The 25,022-nt window shown below is 48.0% G+C and carries 19 protein-coding genes and 1 pseudogene; 7 read left to right on the forward strand and 13 right to left on the reverse strand.

Features of this window, described 5'->3' with window-relative positions; all coding sequences use genetic code 11:
- Window positions 1–93: 93 nt before the first annotated feature.
- On the reverse strand, window positions 94–561 hold the full coding sequence (locus tag EV202_RS07600) for a helix-turn-helix domain-containing protein (protein WP_106070001.1): 468 nt from the start codon (window positions 559–561) through the stop codon (window positions 94–96).
- 282 nt (window positions 562–843) lie between these two features.
- Between EV202_RS07600 and recQ the strand changes: the two genes are divergently transcribed.
- Entirely contained in the window at window positions 844–2,655 is a 1,812-nt protein-coding gene (gene recQ / locus EV202_RS07605; protein WP_131926484.1) for a DNA helicase RecQ, read from the forward strand.
- 5 nt (window positions 2,656–2,660) lie between these two features.
- On the opposite strand, the gene EV202_RS07610 is transcribed toward recQ, so the two are convergent.
- From EV202_RS07610 to EV202_RS07635, 6 genes are all read right to left on the reverse strand, one after another.
- Window positions 2,661–3,515 carry a tetratricopeptide repeat protein gene (locus EV202_RS07610; protein ID WP_131926486.1) on the reverse strand — a complete coding sequence of 285 codons (855 nt, stop codon included), beginning with the start codon at window positions 3,513–3,515 and terminating at the stop codon, window positions 2,661–2,663.
- A gap of 13 nt (window positions 3,516–3,528) precedes the next feature.
- Entirely contained in the window at window positions 3,529–4,479 is a 951-nt protein-coding gene (gene cysK, locus EV202_RS07615) for a cysteine synthase A (RefSeq protein ID WP_106070005.1), read from the reverse strand.
- 493 nt (window positions 4,480–4,972) lie between these two features.
- The gene (locus EV202_RS07620; protein ID WP_106070006.1) at window positions 4,973–6,679 is read right to left on the reverse strand and encodes an acyl-CoA dehydrogenase family protein; all 1,707 of its coding nucleotides are present in this window, start codon (window positions 6,677–6,679) and stop codon (window positions 4,973–4,975) included.
- Window positions 6,680–6,689: 10 nt separating this feature from the next.
- Window positions 6,690–7,511: an energy transducer TonB gene (locus EV202_RS07625; protein WP_106070007.1), complete on the reverse strand. Its 822-nt coding sequence runs from the start codon at window positions 7,509–7,511 to the stop codon at window positions 6,690–6,692.
- A 14-nt stretch (window positions 7,512–7,525) separates the two neighbouring features.
- Window positions 7,526–8,545, reverse strand: a complete 1,020-nt coding sequence (locus EV202_RS07630) for an electron transfer flavoprotein subunit alpha/FixB family protein (RefSeq protein WP_131926488.1) — start codon at window positions 8,543–8,545, stop codon at window positions 7,526–7,528.
- A gap of 4 nt (window positions 8,546–8,549) precedes the next feature.
- A complete protein-coding gene (locus EV202_RS07635) occupies window positions 8,550–9,443 on the reverse strand; it encodes an electron transfer flavoprotein subunit beta/FixA family protein (RefSeq protein ID WP_106070009.1) in 894 nt (297 codons plus the stop codon).
- A gap of 301 nt (window positions 9,444–9,744) precedes the next feature.
- Here EV202_RS07635 and EV202_RS07640 point away from each other — a divergent pair, with 301 nt between their 5' ends.
- Window positions 9,745–11,655 carry a carbohydrate-binding domain-containing protein gene (locus EV202_RS07640; protein WP_131926490.1) on the forward strand — a complete coding sequence of 637 codons (1,911 nt, stop codon included), beginning with the start codon at window positions 9,745–9,747 and terminating at the stop codon, window positions 11,653–11,655.
- A gap of 193 nt (window positions 11,656–11,848) precedes the next feature.
- Here the strand turns inward: EV202_RS07640 and EV202_RS07645 are convergent, their stop codons facing one another.
- Complete coding sequence (locus EV202_RS07645; RefSeq protein ID WP_106070011.1) at window positions 11,849–13,060, reverse strand: C1 family peptidase; 1,212 nt, start codon at window positions 13,058–13,060, stop codon at window positions 11,849–11,851.
- A gap of 123 nt (window positions 13,061–13,183) precedes the next feature.
- Between EV202_RS07645 and EV202_RS07650 the strand changes: the two genes are divergently transcribed.
- A complete protein-coding gene (locus EV202_RS07650) occupies window positions 13,184–14,044 on the forward strand; it encodes a patatin-like phospholipase family protein (protein WP_131926493.1) in 861 nt (286 codons plus the stop codon).
- A gap of 279 nt (window positions 14,045–14,323) precedes the next feature.
- On the forward strand, window positions 14,324–14,506 hold the full coding sequence (locus tag EV202_RS07655; protein WP_106040734.1) for a hypothetical protein: 183 nt from the start codon (window positions 14,324–14,326) through the stop codon (window positions 14,504–14,506).
- Between the two features lie 30 nt (window positions 14,507–14,536).
- Here the strand turns inward: EV202_RS07655 and EV202_RS07660 are convergent, their stop codons facing one another.
- The gene (locus EV202_RS07660; protein WP_131926495.1) at window positions 14,537–14,737 is read right to left on the reverse strand and encodes a hypothetical protein; all 201 of its coding nucleotides are present in this window, start codon (window positions 14,735–14,737) and stop codon (window positions 14,537–14,539) included.
- Window positions 14,738–15,020: 283 nt separating this feature from the next.
- Here EV202_RS07660 and EV202_RS07665 point away from each other — a divergent pair.
- A pseudogene (locus EV202_RS07665) lies at window positions 15,021–16,010 on the forward strand (relaxase/mobilization nuclease domain-containing protein).
- A 3-nt stretch (window positions 16,011–16,013) separates the two neighbouring features.
- Here EV202_RS07665 and EV202_RS07670 read toward each other — a convergent pair.
- The 4 genes from EV202_RS07670 to EV202_RS07685 are packed head-to-tail and all read right to left on the reverse strand — an operon-like array spanning window position 16,014 to window position 20,011.
- Window positions 16,014–17,351: a hypothetical protein gene (locus EV202_RS07670; RefSeq protein ID WP_106040732.1), complete on the reverse strand. Its 1,338-nt coding sequence runs from the start codon at window positions 17,349–17,351 to the stop codon at window positions 16,014–16,016.
- A gap of 11 nt (window positions 17,352–17,362) precedes the next feature.
- Window positions 17,363–17,773, reverse strand: a complete 411-nt coding sequence (locus tag EV202_RS07675) for a hypothetical protein (RefSeq protein WP_131926497.1) — start codon at window positions 17,771–17,773, stop codon at window positions 17,363–17,365.
- A 22-nt stretch (window positions 17,774–17,795) separates the two neighbouring features.
- On the reverse strand, window positions 17,796–18,479 hold the full coding sequence (locus EV202_RS07680; RefSeq protein ID WP_131926499.1) for a hypothetical protein: 684 nt from the start codon (window positions 18,477–18,479) through the stop codon (window positions 17,796–17,798).
- A gap of 8 nt (window positions 18,480–18,487) precedes the next feature.
- Window positions 18,488–20,011, reverse strand: a complete 1,524-nt coding sequence (locus EV202_RS07685) for a hypothetical protein (RefSeq protein WP_129588282.1) — start codon at window positions 20,009–20,011, stop codon at window positions 18,488–18,490.
- Window positions 20,012–20,160: 149 nt separating this feature from the next.
- Here EV202_RS07685 and EV202_RS07690 point away from each other — a divergent pair, with 149 nt between their 5' ends.
- A complete protein-coding gene (locus EV202_RS07690) occupies window positions 20,161–21,441 on the forward strand; it encodes an IS1380 family transposase (RefSeq protein ID WP_131926501.1) in 1,281 nt (426 codons plus the stop codon).
- Between the two features lie 500 nt (window positions 21,442–21,941).
- Complete coding sequence (locus tag EV202_RS07695; RefSeq protein WP_131926503.1) at window positions 21,942–25,013, forward strand: SusC/RagA family TonB-linked outer membrane protein; 3,072 nt, start codon at window positions 21,942–21,944, stop codon at window positions 25,011–25,013.
- Window positions 25,014–25,022 lie beyond the last annotated feature (9 nt).

The raw sequence follows: 25,022 nt of genomic DNA on the forward strand, positions 1-25,022 counted from the left end.
ACGAAAGTAATCATGTTCTAAAAGCAGAAAAGGAAGTATCCCGAATTTATAACTCCGAAATATTTCCTTTTGTATTCACTCAGTCATGTAGAATTATTTCTTCTTGTTTTCTGTGTGTCTTTTACGATAGCCGTTAGGTGTCTCACCTACATTCTTGTAAAAAGCGGCATAAAAAGATTGTCGATTTGCGAAACCTACCATTGTACTGATTTCTTCAACATTCTTGTCAGCATATCTTTTGTCTGTCAATAAATGTTGTGCCTCTTTTACTCTATATTCATTCAGCAGGCAAGAATAATTCATTCCAAAGCGTGAATTAACCACTGCGGACAAATAGCGGGTGTTGGTTTCTAACTCTTTAGCCAAATCCTTCGCGGAGTAGTCGGCATCTCTGTACTTCTTCTGTACAACAACGATATTCAATATCTTGTCATACAACTCGTCTGCCAATTCCGGTCTTATCAAAGAACGATAGGCAGCATCTTTTTCTTTTTTCTCACGCAGGTTGTAAGGACGTTTCTTTGTTCCTTCTTCCTGGGTTTTGTTTTCTAAATCACTCATTGAATTAAACTGGTTAGGGTTGTTGTTAAAATCGGAAAATCCAAAGGATTAGCCTATTATATTTTACAAAAGTCATATTTTTTTTTAGATATGCAACTTTTCAAGTATGGAATTTTGATATAAGAACAAAGATAAAGGCTGAAAAGGAGGACTTTTAAATTCTTAACAAGAAACTTTAACTTATATTGGCGGGTGCTATGATATAAAATCTTGAAGAGTCTCTATTTGTAGTTTATACAATAATTAGTGTACCTTTGTCGGCAGAAAATTAGATCCCAGGTTATGCTGAAAACGCTTAAGACATATTTCGGTTACGATAGTTTCCGTCCTTTGCAGGCAGAGATAATCCGCAATGTACTGCTTCGTAAAGATGCTTTGGTACTAATGCCTACGGGAGGCGGCAAGTCCATTTGCTACCAACTCCCCGCTCTGTTGAGTGAAGGAACAGCAGTGGTGGTTTCTCCTCTTATCTCTCTGATGAAGGATCAAGTAGAAGCGCTTTGTGCCAACGGTGTTGCTGCCGGCGCGCTGAACAGCAACAACGATGAGACTGAAAATGCTGCTTTAAGGCGTGCGTGCATAGAGGGTAAACTGAAGCTGCTGTATATTTCGCCGGAAAAGCTGCTGGCAGAAGTGAACTATTTGCTGAAGGACATGCAGATTTCTTTGTTTGCCATCGACGAGGCACACTGCATATCGCAATGGGGACATGATTTCCGTCCGGAATATACGCGGATGGGAGTGCTGCACGAGCTGTTTCCACAGGTTCCTATTATAGCGCTAACGGCTACGGCCGACAAGATAACCCGCGAGGACATCATCAAGCAGTTGCACCTCGACGAACCTGAAATTTTTATCTCCTCTTTCGACCGTCCTAACCTGAGCCTTGCTGTAAAACGGGGGTATCAGCAAAAGGAAAAAAGCAAGGCTATTCTCGATTTCATCGCCCGCCATCAGGGTGAAAGTGGCATTGTATATTGCATGAGCCGCAGCAAAACCGAGTCGGTAGCGCAAATGCTTCAGAAGCAAGGAATAAAAACCGCCGTTTATCATGCGGGTTTACCTGCTGCGCAAAGAGACAAGGCTCAAGACGACTTTATCAACGACCGGGCGCAGGTGGTGTGTGCTACCATTGCTTTCGGAATGGGAATAGATAAAAGTAATGTGCGCTGGGTAATCCATTATAATCTGCCCAAAAGCATCGAAAGCTTTTATCAGGAAATAGGACGTGCCGGACGAGACGGACTGCCCGGAGACACACTTTTGTTTTATTCATTGGCCGACCTTATCTTGCTTACAAAATTTGCAACAGACAGTGGGCAGCAAAGCATCAATCTGGAACGACTGCAACGCATGCAGCAATATGCCGAGGCGGACATCTGCCGGCGTCGCATATTGTTAAGCTATTTCGGAGAAAGTACGGCTCACGATTGCGGAAATTGTGATGTTTGCAGAAATCCTCCCGAACGTTTCGACGGCACTATTATCGTGCAAAAGGCACTGAGTGCCATTGTGCGTGCCGACCAGCAGATAGGAACGGGCATTCTGGTGGATATACTCAGAGGAACCATGAGTGCCGAGGTGACGGAAAGGGGCTATCACCGGCTGAAAACTTTCGGAGCCGGGCGTGAAGTACCTGCCCGCGATTGGCACGACTACCTGTTGCAAATGCTGCAATTGGGTTATTTTGAAATAGCTTACGATGAAAACAACCACCTGAAAATTACCTCAAGCGGAACGGATGTTTTATATGGTAGGGCATCTGCGCAACTTGCCGTTATTCGGCGTGGCGAAGAAACACAACCTGTCCGAGGGCGTAAGCGAAAATCCACCGTTCCTGTAAAAGAACTGCCATTGGGTCTACCCAATGTGGAAAGTGGGGAATTGTTCGAGGCGCTCCGGTTGCTCCGCAAGCGCTTGGCCGACCAAGAAGCGCTTCCTGCCTACATCGTTCTGTCCGACAAGGTGCTTCACCTGCTCAGCACTTCCCGTCCCACAACCGTAGAGGAGTTTGGAAATATCAGCGGCATCGGCGAATACAAGAAGAAAAAATACGGGAAGGAATTCGTCGAGCTGATACGGAAATACTGTTGAAGATTTTATTTGCATTGCAGCAATAGTTCCCTGACGTCCGCCTGCGGTATTCCCAGTGATGCGGCTTTCTCGAGATCGCGCTTTGCCAACTCCTTTTTCTTTTGCGAGAGATAAAGTTGCCCGCGCATCAGGTAGGCTTCCGGCTGCGATGAATCGAGACGGATGGCCTCCTCCAAATCGACCCTTGCCAAGTCGGTATGTTCCATGTCTTTCTCAACGCCGGCACGTGCCGTGTAGAGCACGGCTGTTTGTGATGCTGTCAGGACGGCCGAGGAGAGCTCCTTTTCCGCAAGCATGCTGTTCAAGATTGAAAGGGCTGCTTCGTATTTCTTTTCTTTCTGTTCCAACATGGCCAGTCCGAGCCGCCCGTTATAGCTTTGGGGAACAATCTTCAATAAGTGTTCGTAGTCTGCCCGCGCAAATTTGTAATTACGTTGTTGCATATAGGCGTAAGCACGCATCAGCAAAGCCTCTTGGTTGTCTTTATCCATATCCAGCACTAACGAATAGTCTATCCGGGCCAAATCTTCTTTTCCCGATTCGAGATAAAGCGCTGCGCGATTCAACAAAACGGGTACGGCACGCGGTGCAATGTTCAGCGCAAGCGTATAGGATTCCAACGCCTGTTCGTATTGCTGCCGGCGTTGCTGTATGATTCCCAGATTGGAAAACAGCAGTGCATTGTGCGGATTGGCCGGCTCCAGCCTTAAGGCTTGTCGGATGTAGCCTTCGGCTTGCGTCAGGCTGTCTTGCTTCGTGGCGGTGGCCGCACGTTCGCTCAGCTCCTCGTAAGTCTGCGAAAAGGCGGGCGACACGCCTATACCTCCGCATAGTAAAAAAGAAAGAAAAAGCTTCTTCATTGTTGTTTTGTTTTTAGTCCAAGGGATAGGCGTCGAAAGCAAACAACTCAGTTGACAAATACCGTTCGCCCGTGTCGGGCAATAGGGTGACAATCGTTTTGCCTGCAAATTCGGGACGTGCAGCCAATAACCGTGCCGCATATACCGCCGCACCGGATGAGATGCCGGCCAGCAGGCCTTCGGTGGCGGCCAGCTCGCGCCCCGTACGGATGGCTTCGTCGTCAGGAACCGGAACCACTTCGTCTACCACGGAGGCGTCATAAATGGAAGGAATAAAGTTGGCGCCGATGCCCTGAATGCGGTGCGGTGCGTCGTCTCCTCCTTCCAATACCGGAGAGGATGCCGGCTCCACAGCAACAATATAGACATCGGGGTTGTGTCTCTTCAGGGCGCGTGCCACTCCGCAGACAGTGCCGCCTGTGCCTACGCCTGCCACAAAGACGTCGACCCTACCTTCCGTATCCGCCCATATCTCTTCGCCCGTGGTTTGTTCGTGGGCTTTTGCGTTCGCCGGGTTCTCGAACTGCTGCAAAATAACCGCTTCCGGTATCGCGTCTCGCAGTTCCTTTGCCTTGGCAATGGAGCCTGCCATACCTGCCAGTCCGTCAGTTAGCACAATTTCCGCACCTAAGGCCTTTAGCAGGTTACGGCGTTCCAGACTCATTGTCTCGGGCATCGTCAAAATCAGCCGATACCCCTTGATGGTTGCCACCATGGCCAGTCCCACACCGGTATTGCCACTGGTGGGTTCTATAATGGTGGCGCCGGGCTTCAAAGCTCCGCGTGCTTCGGCATCTTCAATCATGGCAAAAGCCACACGGTCTTTCACGCTTCCCGCAGGATTGAAAGATTCCAATTTGGCCACTATATTGTTTTTCAGCCCGTATTTACGGCTGTAGCCGCACAATTCCATCATAGGTGTATGCCCGATTAGCTCTGTCAGATTCTTTGCTATTCTTGCCATAATCAGTTCTGTATATATTTTACTTATCCTCCATTATCGGCATCCGTCGCGCGAGACGGGCGTCGTTCGGATGCACGTTTGGTTATATGAAGGCAAAGATAGAAATTTATACGGAACAGAGGGCAGGAGTAGGGAGAATAAATAGCCTCTTGCCCCCTGTTGTGCCTCATTTGTCAGACACAAGTGTTTTGCACGACAGACACAAGTGTCTGTCATCTCAAACGTTTGTACCTGAGAAAACCGGTGATTGCTTGTTTGTAATCGACAGTAAATCAGCCTCTTTTCTATAAGGTCTTTTGAGATGGCAAGAGCAAGGATACAATTCTGTGCCATAAGCGTGTTTGGTAAGAAAGAACCGTTTCTTCCTTACCAAACAGGGAAGGCACGGAATTCATAGATTGACGATGAACCCATGAAACTTCGTGCCTTCTGAAAAGTTTATAAATACGTGGTGTGTCGGTACACCTTTATGCTTTGTCCTCTCCCGGTAAGATTACTTGCGGTAGCTTTCCAACTCTTCGGCCTTGAACTTGCGAATGAAGTTGAAGTGTTTCTCTACTTCGGCTTCGGCATAGTTCACATAAACCAAAGCCGATTTGCCGAACAGTTCCGGCGCTTTTGTGGCATCTTGGATAATCAGATGCGACATCACGCATACGGCGGCCATCTCGTACAGGCGACGGGCCATGAAGTCCAGCAGCTCCTGGTTGGTGGTTTCTTTCACGGCATTGGTGCAGGCATCCAGCTTGTTTGCCATTTCCTGCACACGCTCCATCAGCGGTTGTGTTTCCGCACTGCAAGGGATGGTTTCATAGTCGCGCAGGGTGGCGATGTACGAACCGTTCGTCACATAGCGGATGGCAGCCACGGTCTGCAACTGCGTGGTACCCTCGTAGATGGAGGTAATACGTGCGTCGCGATAGATACGCTGGCAGGCATATTCCAGCATGAAACCGGAACCGCCGTGAATCTGGATGCAGTCGTATGCGTTTTGGTTGGCATACTCGGAGTTCATACCTTTGGCCAGCGGAGTAAAGGCGTCGGCCAGTTTGGCATATTTCTTCTGCTCCTGACGTTCTTCGGGAGTGAGTTTGCGTTCGCGGGCAATGTCGTCTAATGCTTTGTAGATGTCTACATAGCGTGAAGTCTGATACAGCAATGCGCGCCCTGCATCCAGTTTGGCTTTCATGATGGCCAGCATGTCATATACGGCAGGAAACTCGATGATGGCTTTGCCGAACTGCTTGCGGTCTTTGGCATACGCCAGTCCTTCGTTATAGGCGGCCTGCGAAAGACCTACCGACTGAGCAGCAATACCCAAGCGGGCACCGTTCATCAGAGCCATGACATATTTTATCAGGCCGAGCTTGCGCTCGCCGCAAAGTTCTGCTTTGGCATTTTTATAAACCAACTCACAGGTGGGAGAGCCGTGGATACCTAACTTATTTTCGATACGACGCACGTCTACGCCTCCTTCTCTCTTGTCGTAGATAAACATAGATAGGCCGCGACCGTCTTTCGTGCCTTCTTCCGAGCGCGCCAATACAAGATGCAAGTCGGCATCTCCGTTCGTAATGAAGCGCTTCACGCCGTTCAGACGCCAACAGTTGTTGGCTTCGTCATAGGTGGCTTTCAGCATGACGCTTTGCAGGTCTGAGCCGGCATCCGGCTCAGTCAAGTCCATCGACATGGTTTCTCCGGCACAGATGCGGGGGATGAAACGGCTGTGCTGGTCTTCGTTGCCGAATTCATAGAGCGTTTCTATACAGTCTTGCAGCGACCAGATATTCCCGAAGCCTGCATCGGCCGCGGCTACAATTTCGGCACACATGGTGTAGGGAGTAATCGGGAAGTTCAATCCGCCGAAACGTCGGGGCATGGTCATGCCGTTCAGTCCGGCTTTCACCATGGCATCGAGGTTCTGTTTAGTTCCGTCGGCGTATTCCACACGACCGTTAGCGCAGTGAGGGCCCTCTTCGTCTACACCTTCTGCATTGGGAGCAATGATTTCTCCTGTGATTTCTCCTGTGATTTCGAGCACTTTGTCATACGAGTCCATTACGTCCGCATAGTCCTGCGGAGCGTAGTCGTACTTGTCTTTGTCTTGGTATCCGCGTTCTTTCAGTTCGCAGATACGTTCCATCATCGGATTGTTCAAGTGATACTTGAGTTCCGGTATTTCGGTATAAAAATTTGCCATAATTTATTGATTATTTAGGTGTTGTAAAGTATATAGGCACTACAAAACGGACATTCTTTGCTTTTCCATCTTGATAGCCAGGTAACCAACGATGGGCCTTTGCAATGGAATTGAAAGCTCTTATGGCCTCACTATCAATGTCGTGACGCACAGACTGGAGTATTTGGGGATTGACCATCTTTCCTTCAGTATCAACGGTGAACTGCAAGAGGACTCTTCCTTCCACTTTTTTCTTTCGGGCTTTTTCCGGATATATTATTATATTTGTTATCAGTTCTCTGATTGTTTGTATACCTCCGGGAAATGATGGAAATCTAAAATACGGCTGGTGCTCTATTTCTGTTCCGCTTTCATCAAATAATTTCCCATTGGTACATTCGTTATTCGAATAGTCTTCTTCTCTGTGAAGTTTGCCATCAGGATAATATTGCAGGAGTTTTCCGTTAAGCCTTCCGTTTTTATAGTTCATAACAAAATGTATTGAGCTGTTAGGATAATACGTTATTGCTTCTCCTTCTAACTTGTTATTGCTATATACTTCTGTCAGACTGTCCTTACCATTTGCATGAAAAGCAATATGTATCCCTTCTCTTATCCTTCTGCGAGGATTACTGTTATAGTCTGAGAAGTGCCAAATATCTTTTTTCTGCCCTTCCAAAGTGTATTCTTCTACCTTGATACTATTGGGGCTTGTTTGAGCGACAAGTGCGTATCTGATTGCTTTGGTCGAGTCAGCTATCCATTGATCGTTTTTGTCCAGCCAGACTTTCTCTTGGGTAAAGGCGGAAGACATACTTGAAAGAAGAGTAAATATAAGAATCAGTCTTTTCATGATTACCTTTATTATTACTTGCTGTTCTGTTTATAATACTTAATCATCTTCGGTATCACCTCTTCCACCGACCCGTTGATGACGTAGTCGGCAATGGCATTGATGGGAGCATTCTCGTCGTTGTTCACGGAGATGATGATGCCGCTGTCCTGCATGCCGGCGATGTGCTGTATTTGTCCGCTGATGCCGCAGGCGATGTACAGCTTCGGACGAACCGTTACGCCCGTCTGTCCGATTTGGCGGTCATGGTCGGCATAGCCTGCGTCGACGGCGGCGCGACTGGCACCTACTTCCGCATGCAGTTCCTTAGCCAACTCGAATAGCAGGTCGAAGTTCTCGCGACTGCCCATTCCATAGCCGCCGGCAATCACGATGGGAGCGCCTTTCAGATTGTGTTTGGCTTTCTCCACATGTCGGTCTATTACCTTTACTACATAGTCCGTTTCGTGAACATATTTGGCTACATCGTGCTTAATTACTTGGCCTTTATAGGCAGCATCGACGATTTCTTTCTTCATCACGCCCTCCCGCACGGTTGCCATTTGCGGACGGTGTTCGGGGTTTACAATCGTGGCGACGATATTGCCACCGAATGCGGGGCGGATTTGGTACAACAAGTCTTTGTAAGTCTTACCTTCTTTCTTGTCCTCGTGGTCGCCGATTTCGAGTGAGGTGCAGTCGGCTGTCAGCCCGCTGGTCAGGGCGGAAGATACGCGCGGGCCGAGGTCGCGGCCGATGACCGTGGCGCCCATCAGGCAGATTTGCGGTTTTTCTTCCTTGAACAGATTGATGAGAACCGAAGAGTGGGGGAGGGAAGTATAGGGAAACAGCCCCGGAGCGTCGAAGACGTGGAGTTTGTCTACACCATAGGGCAATACTTGCTTTTCAATGCCTGCCAGATTGCTTCCGGCTGCTACTGCTTCCAGTTGGCAGCCCAATTGGTTGGCTAATTTACGACCTTTGGTCAGGAGTTCGAGACTGACGTCGGCAACCGTTGTGCCTTCTATCTCTAAATATACAAATACGTTGTTCATAATCTTATCCTATCGTATGGTTGGCTAACAGTTCAACAATCAAATCTTCCACATCCTTGTCGCTGCCTGTCAGCGTTTTGCTTTCTTTGGCTTGGAATGAAATGTTCTGAATGGTTTTCACTTTGGTGGGCGAACCGCTCAGACCACATTGCACAAGGTCGCCCTCGACGTCGGCAACGCTCCACTCCGTGATGTTCAGATAGGGATATTTCTCATAAAGGTCGGCATAAGCCAATTCGGCGCCCTCTTTGGCAATGGCTGCTTTCTCTTGTGCACCGAGGGCACGTTTGTATTTCTGCACCAGCTTGGCGTTGCGCGGACGGCAGGGAGCCGCACTCCCGTTCACGGTGATGACGATAGGCAGAGGAGCTTCCACGGTCTCCACACCGCCGTCGATATGACGTTTCACGGTGATTTTCCCGACAGCTTTGTCCACATCCAGAATCTCTTCCGCATAGGTCACCTGTGTCAGTCCTAATTTTTCGGCCACTTGCGGCCCTACTTGTGCCGTATCGCCGTCGATGGCTTGGCGTCCGCCGACGATTATATCACAATCGCCTATTTTTCTGATGGCAGTGGCAAGGGCATACGACGTGGCAAGGGTATCTGCACCGGCAAAAGCGCGGTCGGTCAGCAGATAGCCGTTGTCGGCACCACGGTAAAGTCCTTCACGAATAATTTCGGCTGCCCGTCCCGGCCCCATGGTCAGAAGGGTCACGGTAGAGCCCGGATGTTCATCTTTCAGTCGAAGGGCTTGTTCAAGAGCGTTCAGGTCTTCGGGGTTGAAGATGGCGGGTAGCGCCGCGCGGTTGATGGTTCCGTCGGCTTTCATGGCATCTTTCCCGACGTTGCGTGTGTCGGGAACTTGTTTTGCCAATACAACAATTTTCAAACTCATGCTATTAGTTATTAGTATTAGTGTTTCTCTGTCAGTACCGGGGAAATAGGAGTAGTGAGAGAAGAATTCCTGCTACTGAATTTGTCCGGTTAACTCATTATCAGCGTGCAAATTTACGCAAAGAGTTGAGTTTGGCAAGAAAAAGGGGTGAAAAATGCACAAACCGCTAAAATCTGAGCAAGAAGGAAAAAGAAGCTTATTCGTATAGAAAAAAGACCTGTTGGTAGAAATTATTTCTTTTCGTTGCCTCTTCCCGCTATATTCGCTGTGGAAAGTTAGAGTTTATTTAAAACCAAGCGATATGAAAAAAGAGATTTTAATGGCTACATGCCTTTGCTTGTGCGTGGCATGTGCAACGGATGATCCCATAGGGGATTGGAATGATAGCGATACGCAGGAAAGCGGTAGTGCAAGTGGTGGAGAGGAGAATTCTTCCGGGGGATCGCTCGCATCAGTCTATTCGCTCAACTTTGATGTGTCATGGGACGATGTGGCAGACGATGCATTTGTGGATGCTGCTGAAACGGTTGTTACCGACAGTTCTGACGATGAGTATGACGATTATGTGGAGAACTCCGCTTTTTCTTCGGTGATAAAAATTGTATATGCCGACGGTTCTGCTACCGTATCGGGAGATGTTGCGGGCGTCACAGTCACTGTAGAGGGGGCTTATGTCACTGTAAACTCTACCGTGGGAGGTGTGGAGTATCAGCTTAGCGGTTCTGCATCAGACGGCGCATTGAAGGTTTATAGCGAAAAGAAATTCAAGCTTACCCTTGACGGAGTGAGTCTGACCAGTACGAAAGGGGCTGCCATCAACATTCAGAGCAAGAAACGCATCTTTGTGGAGAGTGCTGCGGGTACGGTAAACAACCTGACCGATGCTGTTTCATATACCAACAATGTGGATGGTGAGGATCAGAAGGCTTGCTTGTTTGCCGAGGGGCAGCTCATCTTTAGCGGAACCGGATTACTTACAGTGAATGGTAACTATAAACATGGCATTTGTAGCGATGATTACATCCGTTTGCGTAGCGGCAGCCGTATCGTGGTGGCTTCAGCCCCCAAAGATGCTTTGCATGCCAATGAGAATATCATCGTGGGAGGGGGATTGCTCAAACTCACACCTTCCGGTGATGGGCTGGATTGCGAGGAGGGAGGTATCGATATTCGTGGCGGATTGCTGAAAGCAAACATTACGGGTACTGCCTCCAAGGGCATTAAAGCTACGACGGATATTACCCTTAGTGGCGGACAGATGATACTTCTTACTTTGGGAGATGCCGAATATGATTCTGACGATAATGACCTTAGTTCTGCTGCCGGTATAAAATGCGACGGCAACCTGACCGTGAGCGGAGCTTCCGTATTCATCAAGAGTACCGGTGCGGCAGGCAAGGGTATTAACTGCGACGGCATGTTTACCATGACCGACGGTATGCTGAGAATTATTACCACCGGCAAGCAATACATCTACGGCAGCCTTGACTCTTCGCCTAAAGGCTTAAAGGCAGACGGGATACTCACCATTTCGGGCGGTAGCGTATGGGTACGCACTACCGGAGGTGAAGGCAGCGAAGGTATCGAAAGTAAGAGTACGCTTGTCATCAACAACGGAGATGTGCGTGTTTATGCTTATGACGACTGTATCAATGCCACTACAAGCATCGCTGTGAATGGTGGTACTGTTTACTGCTATAGTAGCGGCAATGATGGCATTGATTCCAACGGTACGCTTACCGTGACAGGAGGAACAATCGTATCGTGCGGAACTGCCAGTCCCGAAGAAGGCTTCGACTGCGATCAAAATACGTTCAAGATTACAGGTGGCACACTGATTGGTGTGGGTGGCAGCACCAGTATGCCTACAAGCAGTGTATGCACGCAACGTTCCGTAGTCTACGGAGGTTCGGGTAGTGGCGGTACACTTGTCAGTGTGGCAGCGTCGGACGGTACGCATGTCATGTCTTTCACCCTTCCGCGTGCTTATAGCCAAATGACAATGCTCTTCAGCAGTGCCAAACTGGCACATGACACCGGATACACGATATATACCGGTGGCAGTGTGAGTGGCGGTAACTCCTATTGCGGTCTGACTACGGGTGGCACTTATAAAGTCGGCACACAAATCGGAACTTTTACGGCAAGCAGTATGGTGACGTCGGTGGGAAGCACTTCCGGTGGGGGTGGATTCCCCGGTGGGAGAAAATAAAAAAGCAGAAGCACATAAGAGCCTGTTTGAATTTTACTCTGTATTCTTTTGAGTAAAATTCAAACAGGCTTTAAGAACAGCGTACTGAAAGAAACGGGAAATGGCTCAGCCCTAAATCTAAACGTCTATCTTTTCCTGTTCTTATGTTCTTCTGCCTGAATCAAGAAGCTCTTTTTCTTGCCAATTGATTGATTTACTTCAAGCCAAGTTTCTTGGCAATTTCTTTGGGAAGCGCTTTTTTGTTCACCAAGATGTTCATGGTTTTGTAGCGGGCAAAAGCTTTGGAAGCATACCACAAACCTTCATATTTTCCGGCTTTGCCCCAAGAGTTCTTTACCATATAGTAATCGTTTCCTTCTTGGTCTTTGGCGGTACCGTATATCAGCATGCCGTGGTCATCGGTGGTTTCCCAATTATCGTAGGCCTCCTGGCGTTCTTCCTGCGTGCACCATTTCTGAGGCTGGGGCTTGCTGTTCAGCTTCTTCTCTGCGGGTTTCATCTTCAGCCAGTGAGCCATGTCCGAACCACTGAGTTCCTGTACTTTGTCTGCATCGGGCATCACAGCGACGCCATCGCGGGTAAATCCGTCTTCGCTGACATCGGCTCCCCACGCGATGGGATAACCATTGGCAATGGCATTGTCGAATACCTGCATCAACTCGTCGATGGGCAGGTTGTACGAGCGTGCCCAGCGCCAATTGTCCTGAATTTCAAGAACAAACGATTCATAGAACGGATGATGGGTGTAGGAAGTCAGTGAGATGTAGTCGTCAGGATTCAGACCGGTAGATTGGTAGAAAGACTGCGGGGTGTATGTTTTCCCTTGATAAGTGAATGTCTCAGGACACTCGCCCAAATAGATGTTGTGGATGGCGGAGATAGCCTTTTTCCACAAAGGTTGGCGGCCGGCATCGGTCTGCAACTTACGCAGTTTTCCTTTGGCAATGGCAGCTACCACGGCGTCTGAAACTGCCGAAAGTTCTGTGTGGTTGCTCAGCGTATCGCCGTACATTACGCCCGGACGCATGGTCTCTTCGGGCACCAGTCCGAATGTCTTCATGCCATATATCACGTCATAGAAAGAACCGCCTTGTGAGAAGGAAACATCTCCATGAGTACGCACGGCAGCATCTGCACGATCCAGATAAGTCTTGTGCACGATATACATTTCGGAGAAGTCGTATTCTCCTTTTCCCATACGCAGCAGTTCCGATTCAAGGAAAGCTATACCGGAATAGCTCCAGCACGTACCGGCACGGTTCTGATTCTTGATAGAAGTGATGGGCAACTCTTTGACGGTTGTAAACACGAAGCCTTCTTCCGGCTTGTCTGTTTCCGGGGCATCCTGAGCTGTCATGTTCAGGCTCAGCAATCCCAAAGCGGCAATCAGTATAGGTTTTTTCATTTTGATTAATTAATATATGAATAATTAGTTTGATGGCACAAATATAATTAGAATATTATGAACAAAGTTTATCTTTGAGGCGCAAAATGACATTTAAATAACAATTAATCTGTTTTTTATAATATGAATCGGCACGCTATATCTCTCACCTCGCAAAGCGGACTTGTATTAGAAGGCGGAGGCATGCGCGGTGTCTTCACTTGTGGTGTCCTCGACAGTTTTATGGACCGTGGCATTCGCTTTCCCTATGCCATCGGTGTCAGTGCAGGAGCCTGCAACGGGCTTTCTTATATGTCCGGTCAGCGCGGACGTGCCAAATACAGCAACATCGATTTGCTGGAGAAGTACAAGTACATAGGGTTGAGGCATCTGTTGAAGAAACGCAATATCATGGATTTCGATCTGCTGTTTCAGGAGTTTCCCGAGCATATACTGCCTTATGATTATGAGGCCTATTTCCGTTGTCCGGAGCGTTTTGTCATGGTGACCACCAATTGCACGACGGGCGAGGCCAACTATTTCGAGGAAAAGCAGTGTAAAGAACGTCTCATAGATATTGTAAGGGCTTCGAGCAGCCTGCCTTTTGTCTGCCCCATAACCTATGTGGACAACATCCCGATGCTCGATGGTGGTATTGTCGACAGCATTCCGGTGATGCGTGTCCGGCATGATGGCTTCACCAACAATGTGGTGGTGCTGACGCGCAATCGTGGTTATCGTAAAGAGGTTAAAGGGACGAAAGTTCCTCCATTTATATATAAGAGGTATCCGCAGCTTCGCGAAGCCATCAACCGCCGCAGTGTGGTCTACAACGAGCAACTGGACTTGGTGGAGCAGATGGAGGAAGCCGGAGAAATCACTGTGATACGTCCGCGTAATCCGATAGAAGTAAACCGCATAGAACGCAATATCAGAAAGTTGACAGACCTTTATGAAGAAGGATACCGGTGCGCGGAGGAGTTTGAGTTTGAATCGCACTATTAGGAATCTTTGTTTCCGCCTTGCGAACACTTGTTCGCACGGTGCGTTTGTCTGTTCGCGCACTGCGTTTTTATATTCGCGCGGTGCGAACAAAGGAATATACGTGTACCGAACAACTTTTCTCCGTGCATCGCACCGTTTTTCTATATACCTTAAATTAGCAGACTTATAATTTTACAAGAAAGCAAGTCATTGGATAACAATAAATTATCCAATGCTTGCATGTGTCAGGAAATTCACTACCTTAGTGCTGCAAAAACTCAAATAAAGAATATCTGACATATGGCAAAGGCAAACATAAAATCTGAGAAAATCACTCCTTTCGGAGGAATATATTACGCAAGCAAGGCTTTTTATGCGCTTTCACTTGACAAAGTCATCAACGGCACTCTTGGTGTCCGCAGTTCTACCTACAACGGCTACCAGTGGGACGAGAGAGTGCGACTTCGACCGTCTCAACAATGACTTCGGATGGAAGCATCTGCCATGCTCCTTCTAGAAAGAGAACACCGTGTACATGATACTGACAGCCTTCTGCATGAATTTCTTCTCGTATTTCATAAGAGCAGTGTCATCCGTATTCACCAGCTTATCGCCTACGTCAAGAATCAAGAAGTTTGTCTTCCACTTTACCGCCGTATGCGCCAAATGGACAAGGACGGCAAGAAGCTGGTGGCTGAATTTGTATACCGGCATGCCGTATGACAAACTTTCTTTTGGATAGATCCATTTTTTTCGTGGCTTTTGAATTCCAATCCCCAATGGGGAAAGGGGCGTCGTGTCCTAATTTGAACGTCTTTGGATTTTTATCGTGCAGATATACGTATGCGCACGATAAAAATCTAAAGAATATACGAAAAGACTTTGTCTGCTAATTTAAGGTATCGATAAAACTGGATGCCGTTCTGAACAACATGAGCGACATCATCAGGAAGTATAGACAAAACCACCAAGGAGAGAGAAGATGATAGGCAAGATAATGAAGGCGGCATCCTTTCGTGGATGTGTGCAGTATGTGACAGGCAAGGAGGGCGCAACCATCCTCGCCTCCGATGGTGTGTTGATCGGCTCAGTGGACAGCATCACGGAGAGCTTCGAGTTTCAGCGACAGATGAACACAAGGATTTCAAAGCCAGTAGGCCACATCGCTCTTAGCTTCAAACCAGAGGACAAGGACAAACTGACCGATTAGATGATGACCAAGATTGCCCTTGAATACATGGAGATGATGGGTATCAAGGACACTCAGTTTCTCCTTGTCCGACATCACGACAACGACAATCCCCACTGCCATCTGGTCTATAACCGCATTGACTATCACGGCAAAACTATCACCGACCAAAACGATTTTAGGCGAAACGAAAAGGTAACGAAACGGCTTAAAGACAAGTGCGGACTGACCTACGGAACAGGCAAGGCAAAGACTAAAACTAGGCGGTTAAGGGGAGCGGAGAGGACGAAATATGAGATATATCACGTTGTCGGCAAGGCTCTAATGACTTGTACATCGCTGAAAGAGTTCAATCAGCGACTTGCCCAAGATGGTGTCAAGCTGGAACTTGTCATGCGCAAAAGCGGCAGTCGCGACTTGAATGACGCTCAAGGGATGCGCTTCACCAAGGACGGCAGGAATTTCAAAGCATCACAAATCAGACGCGGACCGACGTTCCAATTTGTGCTGTCCAAACTCAATACGAATGCAGAAAAAGAACGGAAGAAACAGGTTTATCAGAATACGATTAGCCACAACGAGCAGCCCAGACAAGAGACAGTGTCAGAATCTGCTTGCCGTTCTGAGGCATCTATTGTAGTGCCCTCTTTAGGATTGTTCGACACGACCAATCCCGCCTCGACCCTACAGAAGAAGAGTTTCGCCGACGGATGCAGCGTAAGAAGCGACGCAGGCCAAGGCTATAACGCAACAACCGCAGGAATCTTATTGCCCTGCGGTTGTTGTTTCTTTCTATAAATGCTATCTGTTCAGGTACTTCCTCCCACGCCGAATCACGATGCCTTTGTAGTTTGTCGATACTTTCTGGCCGCTCAAATTATATGAACAAGCGGAAGTTTCTTCGCTCTTTGTCTTTACAGCACTTATCTCTGTTGTGCTTGAGAATCGCATGGGAAGCGAATCGGTGCATTGCACGCCACCGTTAAAATCAACGATTAACCGTAGATATTGTGTATCAGTGCTATTCCCTTTGGCAACAGGCTTATATCTGACCCTCCAGTCGCCAGTGTAATTCAGGTCTTTTACGGCAAGCGTGTCACTGCTGATGATGAGCGAGTCCTTGGAGTCGTTCAGTTCGGCAAAGATGCGGATGGTAGGCACAGGATAATCCTTTGTTGCGGCAATGTGGGGGTACTTGTAGTCCATCGCCACATGGAGCAGTGCCGTGCTGTCCTTATCGTAAACGTAGGTGTCACGGTCGAGCTTGAAGGTGGCTCTGAGTGTGTCCTGCACGTCAAAGGCCGTAGTGATGTTGGCTGCGGGGAAGTCGGACGTGAAGTCTATCTTATAGCGTCCCACTCTGGGCTTCTCCAGCCTAAAGGCCATCGAGTCGAGTCCTGCCAAGAGCGGCTTTGCCGTATCTTTGAGGCGCAGTTTTTTGTTGCCCTCAAGGATTGTGGTGTAAGTGGAATCGCTGTTCATCCGCGACACCACCCATCGGAGTGTCTCATTGCCCGTCAGCGTGTCGGGGTTGTAGGGATAGCCCGTTGTGATATGTGCAAGAAAGTCCACGTCCATGCCCAGCTTGCTTTCGAATGGGGCAATGCGAATGCCCGCCTCGTCCTTCACGTCCATGGTGTCTGTCAAAATAAAGATGTCGGGGACGACGGAGAGATTTATCTGATAGCTGCCCCCGCGCATTATGGTGCTGCCAAGGATTAAGGCATCTTTGTTTTGTCCCCACGCCAGCCCGAAGTCCTGCAGGTCGGTGAAATATTCCTGCACGGCTTTCGTTGTCACGCTCATGGCGGTGTCGCCATACATGTCGATGGCCTGAAAGACCAACGAGGACGACTCTGGAGCCACAAAGTCACGCTCCACGACATCGGAAGTCAGCTCGTAGCCGCCAGACTGTACGCCAACGTGCAGTCCCTTGCCATCCCACGACGGAGCACCCGTCACGTAGTTTGGGCCAACGGTCATCAGAAAGGGTTTGAATGTGATGACATCATACGGATAGGCACCCTTGTAGGTGGGTAACTGTATGGTGTCGCCCTTTCCTGTTGCAGCGTTGTCGCCCGGCTTTGCAGAGACTATGGCTGCAACCGAGAGGAGGAATAGTAATGCTATTTGCTTCATGACCGCAATCTCTATTCAAATGTGTAGGTGGCCAGTGTAGAGGTCTGGTTGTAACTGCTGTCTCCCGTTTTCAGGATGGTCTTGGTGATGGTCACCTGGCCAGTGGCATTGTAGCTTGCCTTGGCTGTCGAGTAATAGGCATCGCAGGCACTCTTCACGGCAGCGTCTTTCTCCGTAGTGTTCGATGAGGTGACATACGTGCTTCCTCCGAGTGCCGACGAAATGGCCGAGTTGAATCCTGGAATAATCAGCAAGGCATCCATGTCGAGCGACGTTGAGGATGATGTAAGATTACCGTCGGCGGTGTAACTGACGATGTATTGTGTGTCATCGTCATCATCACTGCCGCAGGCCGTGAACACAGTGGTTGTAATCATTGCAGCAAGGAGGACGGCTGCAAGCGTCATGAGATTCTTTTTCATAATCGAAGTGTTGTTTAAATTGTTATATGCTGAAATCTATTTCTGTATCTTCAACCTCGCCATTCCACAACTTGTGCAGGAACGGGAGAATTTTTTCTTGATATACTGGCAAGCTCTTTTCCAACGAGTTGGCCCAGCCGCCATGCTGCAAGATAAAGTAGCGCACTTCGGGCATATCGAGCATCAGCCGGACCTTCTCCCTGTCGGTCTGGGTGCTGCTAAAACGTGGGTCAGTCAGGATTTGGCGTAATGTTTCCTGCCGCAAGTCCTCAACGTGCTGGCATCTCTGCTCCATCCAATCAAGATACTCGAAGCCGAATCCGAGGTTTTCGGCGAAACGGCCCAATATGTGCGCATTCTCATAACTGCCCTTGAACACGCTTTCGGCGGAGTGGTCATGGAGCGTGAAATTGGTTGAGCCGAACACGTCCTTGAACAAGCTGAGCGTGTCGTCAGAGACATCAGGCCAGCGCGAGGTGACAACTTGCAAAATGGAGTCTTGGCTTATCATCATCTTCACAAGACCCTCCAAGCTTTCACCACGCCGCTCCATATTGGCAAGGCAACGCTCCACCGTCTCCTCCGCAGCATCTACCTGTCGGCTCCGCTCAATCCACCAAGTCGTGCCGAATGTCAGCACGATGCCCAGCACGGTGGCGAGAAGGTTGCTGAGGAAGCCTCCTATCCAATCCTTGTACTTCTTCATATACCCCTTCATTTGCTGATAGTCTCACGATATGGTGGACGAATAATGATGTCCTGCTTATACCAGCCGTTGAAGAAATTCCCATTCTCGCTGTAGCTGCTGAAAGTCTTGTTGCGATAGCTGTTGAACGAGTGGTCGAAGCCCAGAAACACATGCAGGATGATGTCTCCATAGTTCTTGGGGTGTTCCACCTTCCACAGCCAGCATTGTGCCGACTTGAAGGCGTTGGTTCCAAGTATGGGAGGTGTACGGAACGAATAACCACTCCAGCCGCTGAAATCGTAGTTGTTGGTATTGATGTCGTACTGCCAGGCGGCGTTGTTCAGGCAGTTGTCGTCGTTCATCGAGAGTGCCGTGATGGTCATGTCCTCCGTGGTATAGGTGTTGCTGATGCTGCCACCCACGCCACCAGACAGCACACCCTCGACACCAGAGCCAGACACTCCCACAGAGCCAGACAGATTCCAGCTCTCCTCAACGGTCGTGGAGTGCTGTCCTGTCGTGCTGGTTGGCGAGTAGTCTATCAGAACCGCCCCTTCACTGTTCTTCAGCAGTGTGCCATGGCTGTCTTTGCGCAGGGTGTTGCTCACAATTTCCCTCGACAGGAAGAATCCCTGATAGTTCCAATTCCCGCCTTTCCAACTGCCTATCCAGAAGTTACTGCTGTTGCCCAGCACGGTCTGCTCTATGAGATAGTAGTCGGCATCCTCATCGTATTTGTAGGCCGCCCAGATGTTTGTCGAGATGGTGAACACACAGGAGCGGTTCGTTAGCCTTGACTCATACCCATTCGATGGCTTCAGTGTGTAGGAACGTGTGACGTTCTGTGCCGTCATTTTCGATGCCAGATCGCCCGATGCGCCACGGGTAGCGGCTCTTGCCGACATGGCATTATTGCCCTCTGCCTGTTCGTTGAGCCAAGCTGCCAAAGGGTCGGCATGGAGTCCGTTCAGGTAGGGTGTCAGTTCCTGTTCTGGCTCGCCATCATCTTCGTCGAAGATGTCATTCAACGTGTAAATGTTGCCGTCTGCGTCAATTGCAATCATGTCGTAGCACACATGGTCCTCGTGTTCCTCCCCTCCCGTGTCTATATGAACATACTCATCGTTGCTCTCTGCCGGATATGTCTGGAAGAACACAAGCCATGCTGCCGTGCGCATCTGTCTGACGGTGGGTTGGTCGATGATGAGTTTCTTCCCTTGTCGAATGGCCTCCATTATGTCGGGTGCCACACTATCATCGTTAGCAAGTACGTTGATGTCACTTCCCTTTATCAAGATGGCATCCGTCTCGTCTGTGATGCTTGTCATCGGATGCTCTACTCTGCGGATGAAAGCCTCTGCCACCTGACTGAAGCCAGACCCCAAGATGGTCACTCGTTGAGCTGTAGTCTGGTCCATCTGGTCGGTTTCAGGTAGCGGCATAACCACGATGTCAACATCATCATCGACAACGGGATTGTCACTCTTGTCGGTACATCCTGCAAAGCTCATAGCAGCAAAACACAGGGTTGCCAATGCGAATCTCTTCATTTTCGTCATATATTACCTTAAATTAGCAGACTTATAATTTTACAAGAAAGCAAGTCTTTGGATAACAATAAATTACCCAATGCTTGCATATGTCAGGAAATTCACTTACCTTAGTGCTGCTTAAAACTCAAATAAAGAATATCTGACATGTGGCAAAGGTAAACATAAAATCTGAGAAAATCACTCCTTTTGGAGGAATTTATTGCGCAAGCAAGGCTTTTTATGCGCTTTCACTTGACAAAGTCATCAACGGCACTCTTGGTGTTCGCAGTTCTACCTACAACGGCTACCAGTGGGACGAGATAATGTCAGCCATGTCTGACGTGTTTCATTGTGGCGGTGACTGCGTGGAAGATGTCAACAGAAGCGAGTGCCACCTGCGGGAATCACCTGAAATCCGGATACCGACGAGCCACACAATCGGGCGTGCCATAAAGGAACTCTCCCATGAAGACATGGAATACAAGTCTTCGTCAGGCAATGTGTTCAGATTCAATACCAACCCAAGACTCAATGACCTTCTGATGAAACTCAACATGAAGATGGGACTGTTCAAATACGGCCAGACTGTCAACGTGGATTTCGACCATGTTTTCGTCAAGACGGAAAAAGCCGATGCGAAGTATTCGTACAAGCAAGCTTACGGCTATTTCCCTGGTGTCGTCTCAATAGATGGCATCATTGCGTACATCGAAAACCGTGACGGCAACACACCCGTCAAGTTCCATCAGGCTGACACACTGTCAAGGGCTTTCAAGCTGCTTCATTCATACGGCTTGCACATAGGCATCTTCCGTGCCGATTGCGGCTCCTATTCGGAGGATATCATAAGGACTGTTGACGGCAACTGCCGCATATTCTACATACGGGCCATACACAGTGCGTCAATGTACAGCCGTATACAAGATATACGTGAATGGAAGCGTGTTGAGATAGGCTCGCAGGAAACGGAAGTGGCCTCGGTTATGTCAACACAGTTCATGGAGGATTCCCATTACCGCATTGTAGTGCAACGGACAAAGGAAAAGGACAGTACACCTGATCTTTTCGGTGACAGGTACACCTACCGCTACATCATAACCAATGACTGGGACAGTGAAGAGAAGAACGTTATCGAAACGTACAACAAGCGTGGGGCGAGAGAGCGCGACTTCGACCGTCTCAACAATGACTTCGGATGGAAGCATCTGTCATGCTCCTTCTTGAAAGAGAACACCGTGTACATGATACTGACAGCCTTCTGCATGAATTTCTTCTCGTATTTCATAAGAGCTGTGTCATCCGTATTCACCAGCTTATCGCCTACGTCAAGAATCAAGAAGTTTGTCTTCCACTTTACCGCCGTATGCGCCAAATGGACAAGGACGGCAAGAAGCTGGTGGCTGAATTTGTATACCGGCATGCCGTATGACAAACTTTCTTTTGGATAGATCCATTTTTTTCGTGGCTTTTGAATTCCAATCCCCAATGGGGAAAGGGGCGTCGTGTCCTAATTTGAACGTCTTTGGATTTTTATCGTGCAGATATACGTATGCGCACGATAAAAATCTAAAGAATATACGAAAAGACTTTGTCTGCTAATTTAAGGATATATACCGCATCGCTTTCTCTAATACATCCGCCTTATCCCGTGTACACAGCCCACAGCCATTCCATATATCCGGTCACTTCAGGCAGCAAGGGCGGTTTCCTATCAAACTTGGAACTGTTTCCTTAAGCTGTATCCGGATATAAAGAACAGTATCACAAAGGCTTTTTTATTTCCCAAAATGCCTTCACAACGCCTTACGGAGTAGGAAGTATCAAAAGTGCTATCATTCGTAACATTTGTTATATGTCCGAGAAAGGCTTAGCTCTATTTTTGCAGACATAAAACTCGATTGATGAATTGAGTTGAAGGGAATACATTATAAACTTTAAACTAATAAGTATGTTAAAATGCATCAGTCTCAGGATTTGCACAATCATTGTGCTGCTCTTTGCGGGCATTGGATCTTTTGCCCAACAAATTCAAGTAAAAGGTACTGTGGTCGAGAAATCGACGGGAGAAACCGTTATAGGCGCTTCTGTCATTGAAGTAGGTTCCAATAACAATGGAACAATCACGGATATTGATGGAAATTTCACCTTGACTGTGGCCTCGGGTGCCATGCTGTCGGTATCTTATATCGGATATAAAACAATCACGGTGAAGGCTCAACCCACCTTGCGTGTCGAGTTGGTAGAAGACTCTCAATTGATTGATGAAGTCGTGGTGACCGGCTATATGGCCGAGAAAAAGGCCAGCCTGACGGGCTCGGTGGCCGTAGTAAAGATGAAAGACGTAGCGGATATACCTACCGGAAACGTGCTGTCGAGTTTGCAGGGGCGTGTGGCCGGTATGAACATCACCACAGACGGTACTCCGGGAGGAGGTAATACCTCTACTTTGGTTCGCGGAAAGTCGTCTTTCCGTGGTGATGCCAACTCCCCTTTGTACGTGATTGATGGTGTGATGACCCGTGAGAACATCTCATCCATTCTCTCTTCCAATGATGTGGAATCCATTCAGGTTCTGAAAGATGCGGCTTCTGCCTCCATATACGGTGCGCAGGCGGCCAACGGTGTCATCATCATTACGACCAAACGTGCCAAACAAGGTGAAACCCGTGTGGATTTTGATATGTCGCTGACTTTGCAGACCTATCAGAGCGGGTTTGATATGTTGAATGCCGACGAATGGGGGCAGGTTTATTGGGCGGCCTATAAGTATGCCAATAATGGCGCCACACCAAGCAGTGAGATATACGGTAGTGGTGCTACACCGCAACTTCAAGACTACATCGGGTTGAATGGAGTTAAAGTGCATGCGGTTGATACCAACTGGCGTGATGTGGTTTATCATTCTGCATTGATGCAAAACTATAGTGCCACTCTCTCAAAAGGTTCTGATAATGGTTCTTTCTCATTAGCGTTGAACTACCTCGATCATGAAGGTTTGGTAAGGAATACCGAATTCCAACGCATCAATACCCGTATAAGCTCCAACTATCATTATCTTGACAATCGTCTGCGTATCGGCGAGAACGTGGCCATCAACCGTTGGACACAAACGTTAAGTCCGGGTGGTATAGACGAAAATGCCATCAAGCAGCATCCTGCTAAAACCGTTTATGATGAAGACGGCAACTATAACGATGCCATTAATGATGTTTTGGGCGATGCTCCCAATATGGCTCGGCTTCTTGAGAACGAGAAACGGAATAAGCATGGATATTGGCGTATCTTCGGTAATGCTTTCCTTGAAATAGAGCCGATTAAGGATTTAGTGCTGCGAACGAATTTCGGTATGAACTTTTATGATGAAACCAACAAGAACTTTGAGCCTGTATGGGCACGTGATGCCGTCAACAAACTGACTCAATCGTCTCATAAAAAATTGGACTGGGTGTGGACAAATACTGTCACTTATAATAAGGTGTTCGGAAAGAATAGCTTTACTGCCCTCCTTGGTACGGAAGCGAAGAAAAATCATGCTGAGTCCATGTTCGGTTATGGCACGGGATTGGCTGTGGAAAAAGAAGATTATATTTATCTGGATGGCGTCACTGCAGGCAAGAATGTCGGTGCCGGTGCTTCCAACTACGGTATGGTGTCTTATTTCGGTAAAGTGAACTACGATTATGAAGGACGTTATTTGCTTTCGGCTACGGTGCGCCGTGATGCTTCTTCCCGTTTGGCTAAAGGTAATAATGTGGATTATTTCCCTTCTGTTTCGGCCGGTTGGCGTATTTCGAGCGAGAAATTTATGGAAACAACCAAAGATTGGTTGTCCGACTTGAAATTGCGCGCTTCATGGGGTATCAACGGTAACGATATTATTGATAATGAAGCTCCTTATACTAAATATCTGATTAGTTTGAAAGATGCAAGCTATAACATGAATAGCGACGGGACAACTCTTGCTCCCGGTGGATATAAGGTGCGGTCTACGAATCCCGATTTGAAATGGGAGAGTACACGACAGTTCAATATCGGCGTGGATGCCGCTTTCTTGGATGGACGTTTAAACGCTTCTCTCGATTATTTTGATAAGAAGACGAGCGACATGCTGGTTGAGAAGCCATATATTGCCGTTATTGGCGAAGGCGGTTATAGTTGGTATAACGGTGGGACGATGACAAATAAGGGATTTGAAATGGCCTTGAGCTGGAATGACCAGATTAAAGATTTCCGATACAACGCTTCATTCAACCTTTCGTATTATAAGAATGAGGTTACGGATTTGACAGAAGAGATCTATTACACTTATGGTGGGGGCAATGGTATCGACAAAACGTTGGTGGGCCAGCCTTTCGGCTCATGGATGGGCTTCAAGACAGACGGTGTGTTCCGTACACAGCAAGAAGTGGACGAATATAAGTCCAAATATGATGTGCAGTTCGGTGCTCCCGGTGTGGGGCGTGTTAAGTATGTCGATGCAAACGGAGATAATAAAATAAATACGAACGACCGGGTATGGTTGGGCTCTGATAATCCAAAGGTTATTGTAGGCTTGAACCTTGGTGCGTCGTGGAAGAATTTTGATTTGAGCATGTTCTTCAATGGTATGGTTCGCGATGCTTATAATAACTCCAAATACTATACGGATTTGTTCCAGTGTTGGAGCGGCAACCACTCAACCCGCTTGCTCGACGCCATGCATGCTTATAATAATTTTGAGAAAACAGGTGTCTATAATGGCAGTGTGCCGGCTCTTACCACCCTCAACAATAATAATGAACACGAAGTCTCCGAGTTTTATATTGAAGACGGCTCATATATCAAGTTGAAGAGTCTTACGTTGGGTTATACACTTCCGAAAGCCGTTCTTGACAAAATAAAGATGCGTCATGCGCGTGTCTATTTTCAGGCGCAGAATCTGTTCACAATCACCGGCTATACCGGGGCTGATCCGGAAGGATTGGGCTATCCCTATCCTTTGCCTCGTACATTCTCTTTGGGTTTATCATTTGGTTTCTAAACTCTAAAA

It is taken from the genome of Prevotella heparinolytica (assembly GCF_004342845.1).
GTDB classification, from domain to species: Bacteria; Bacteroidota; Bacteroidia; order Bacteroidales; family Bacteroidaceae; genus Bacteroides; species Bacteroides heparinolyticus.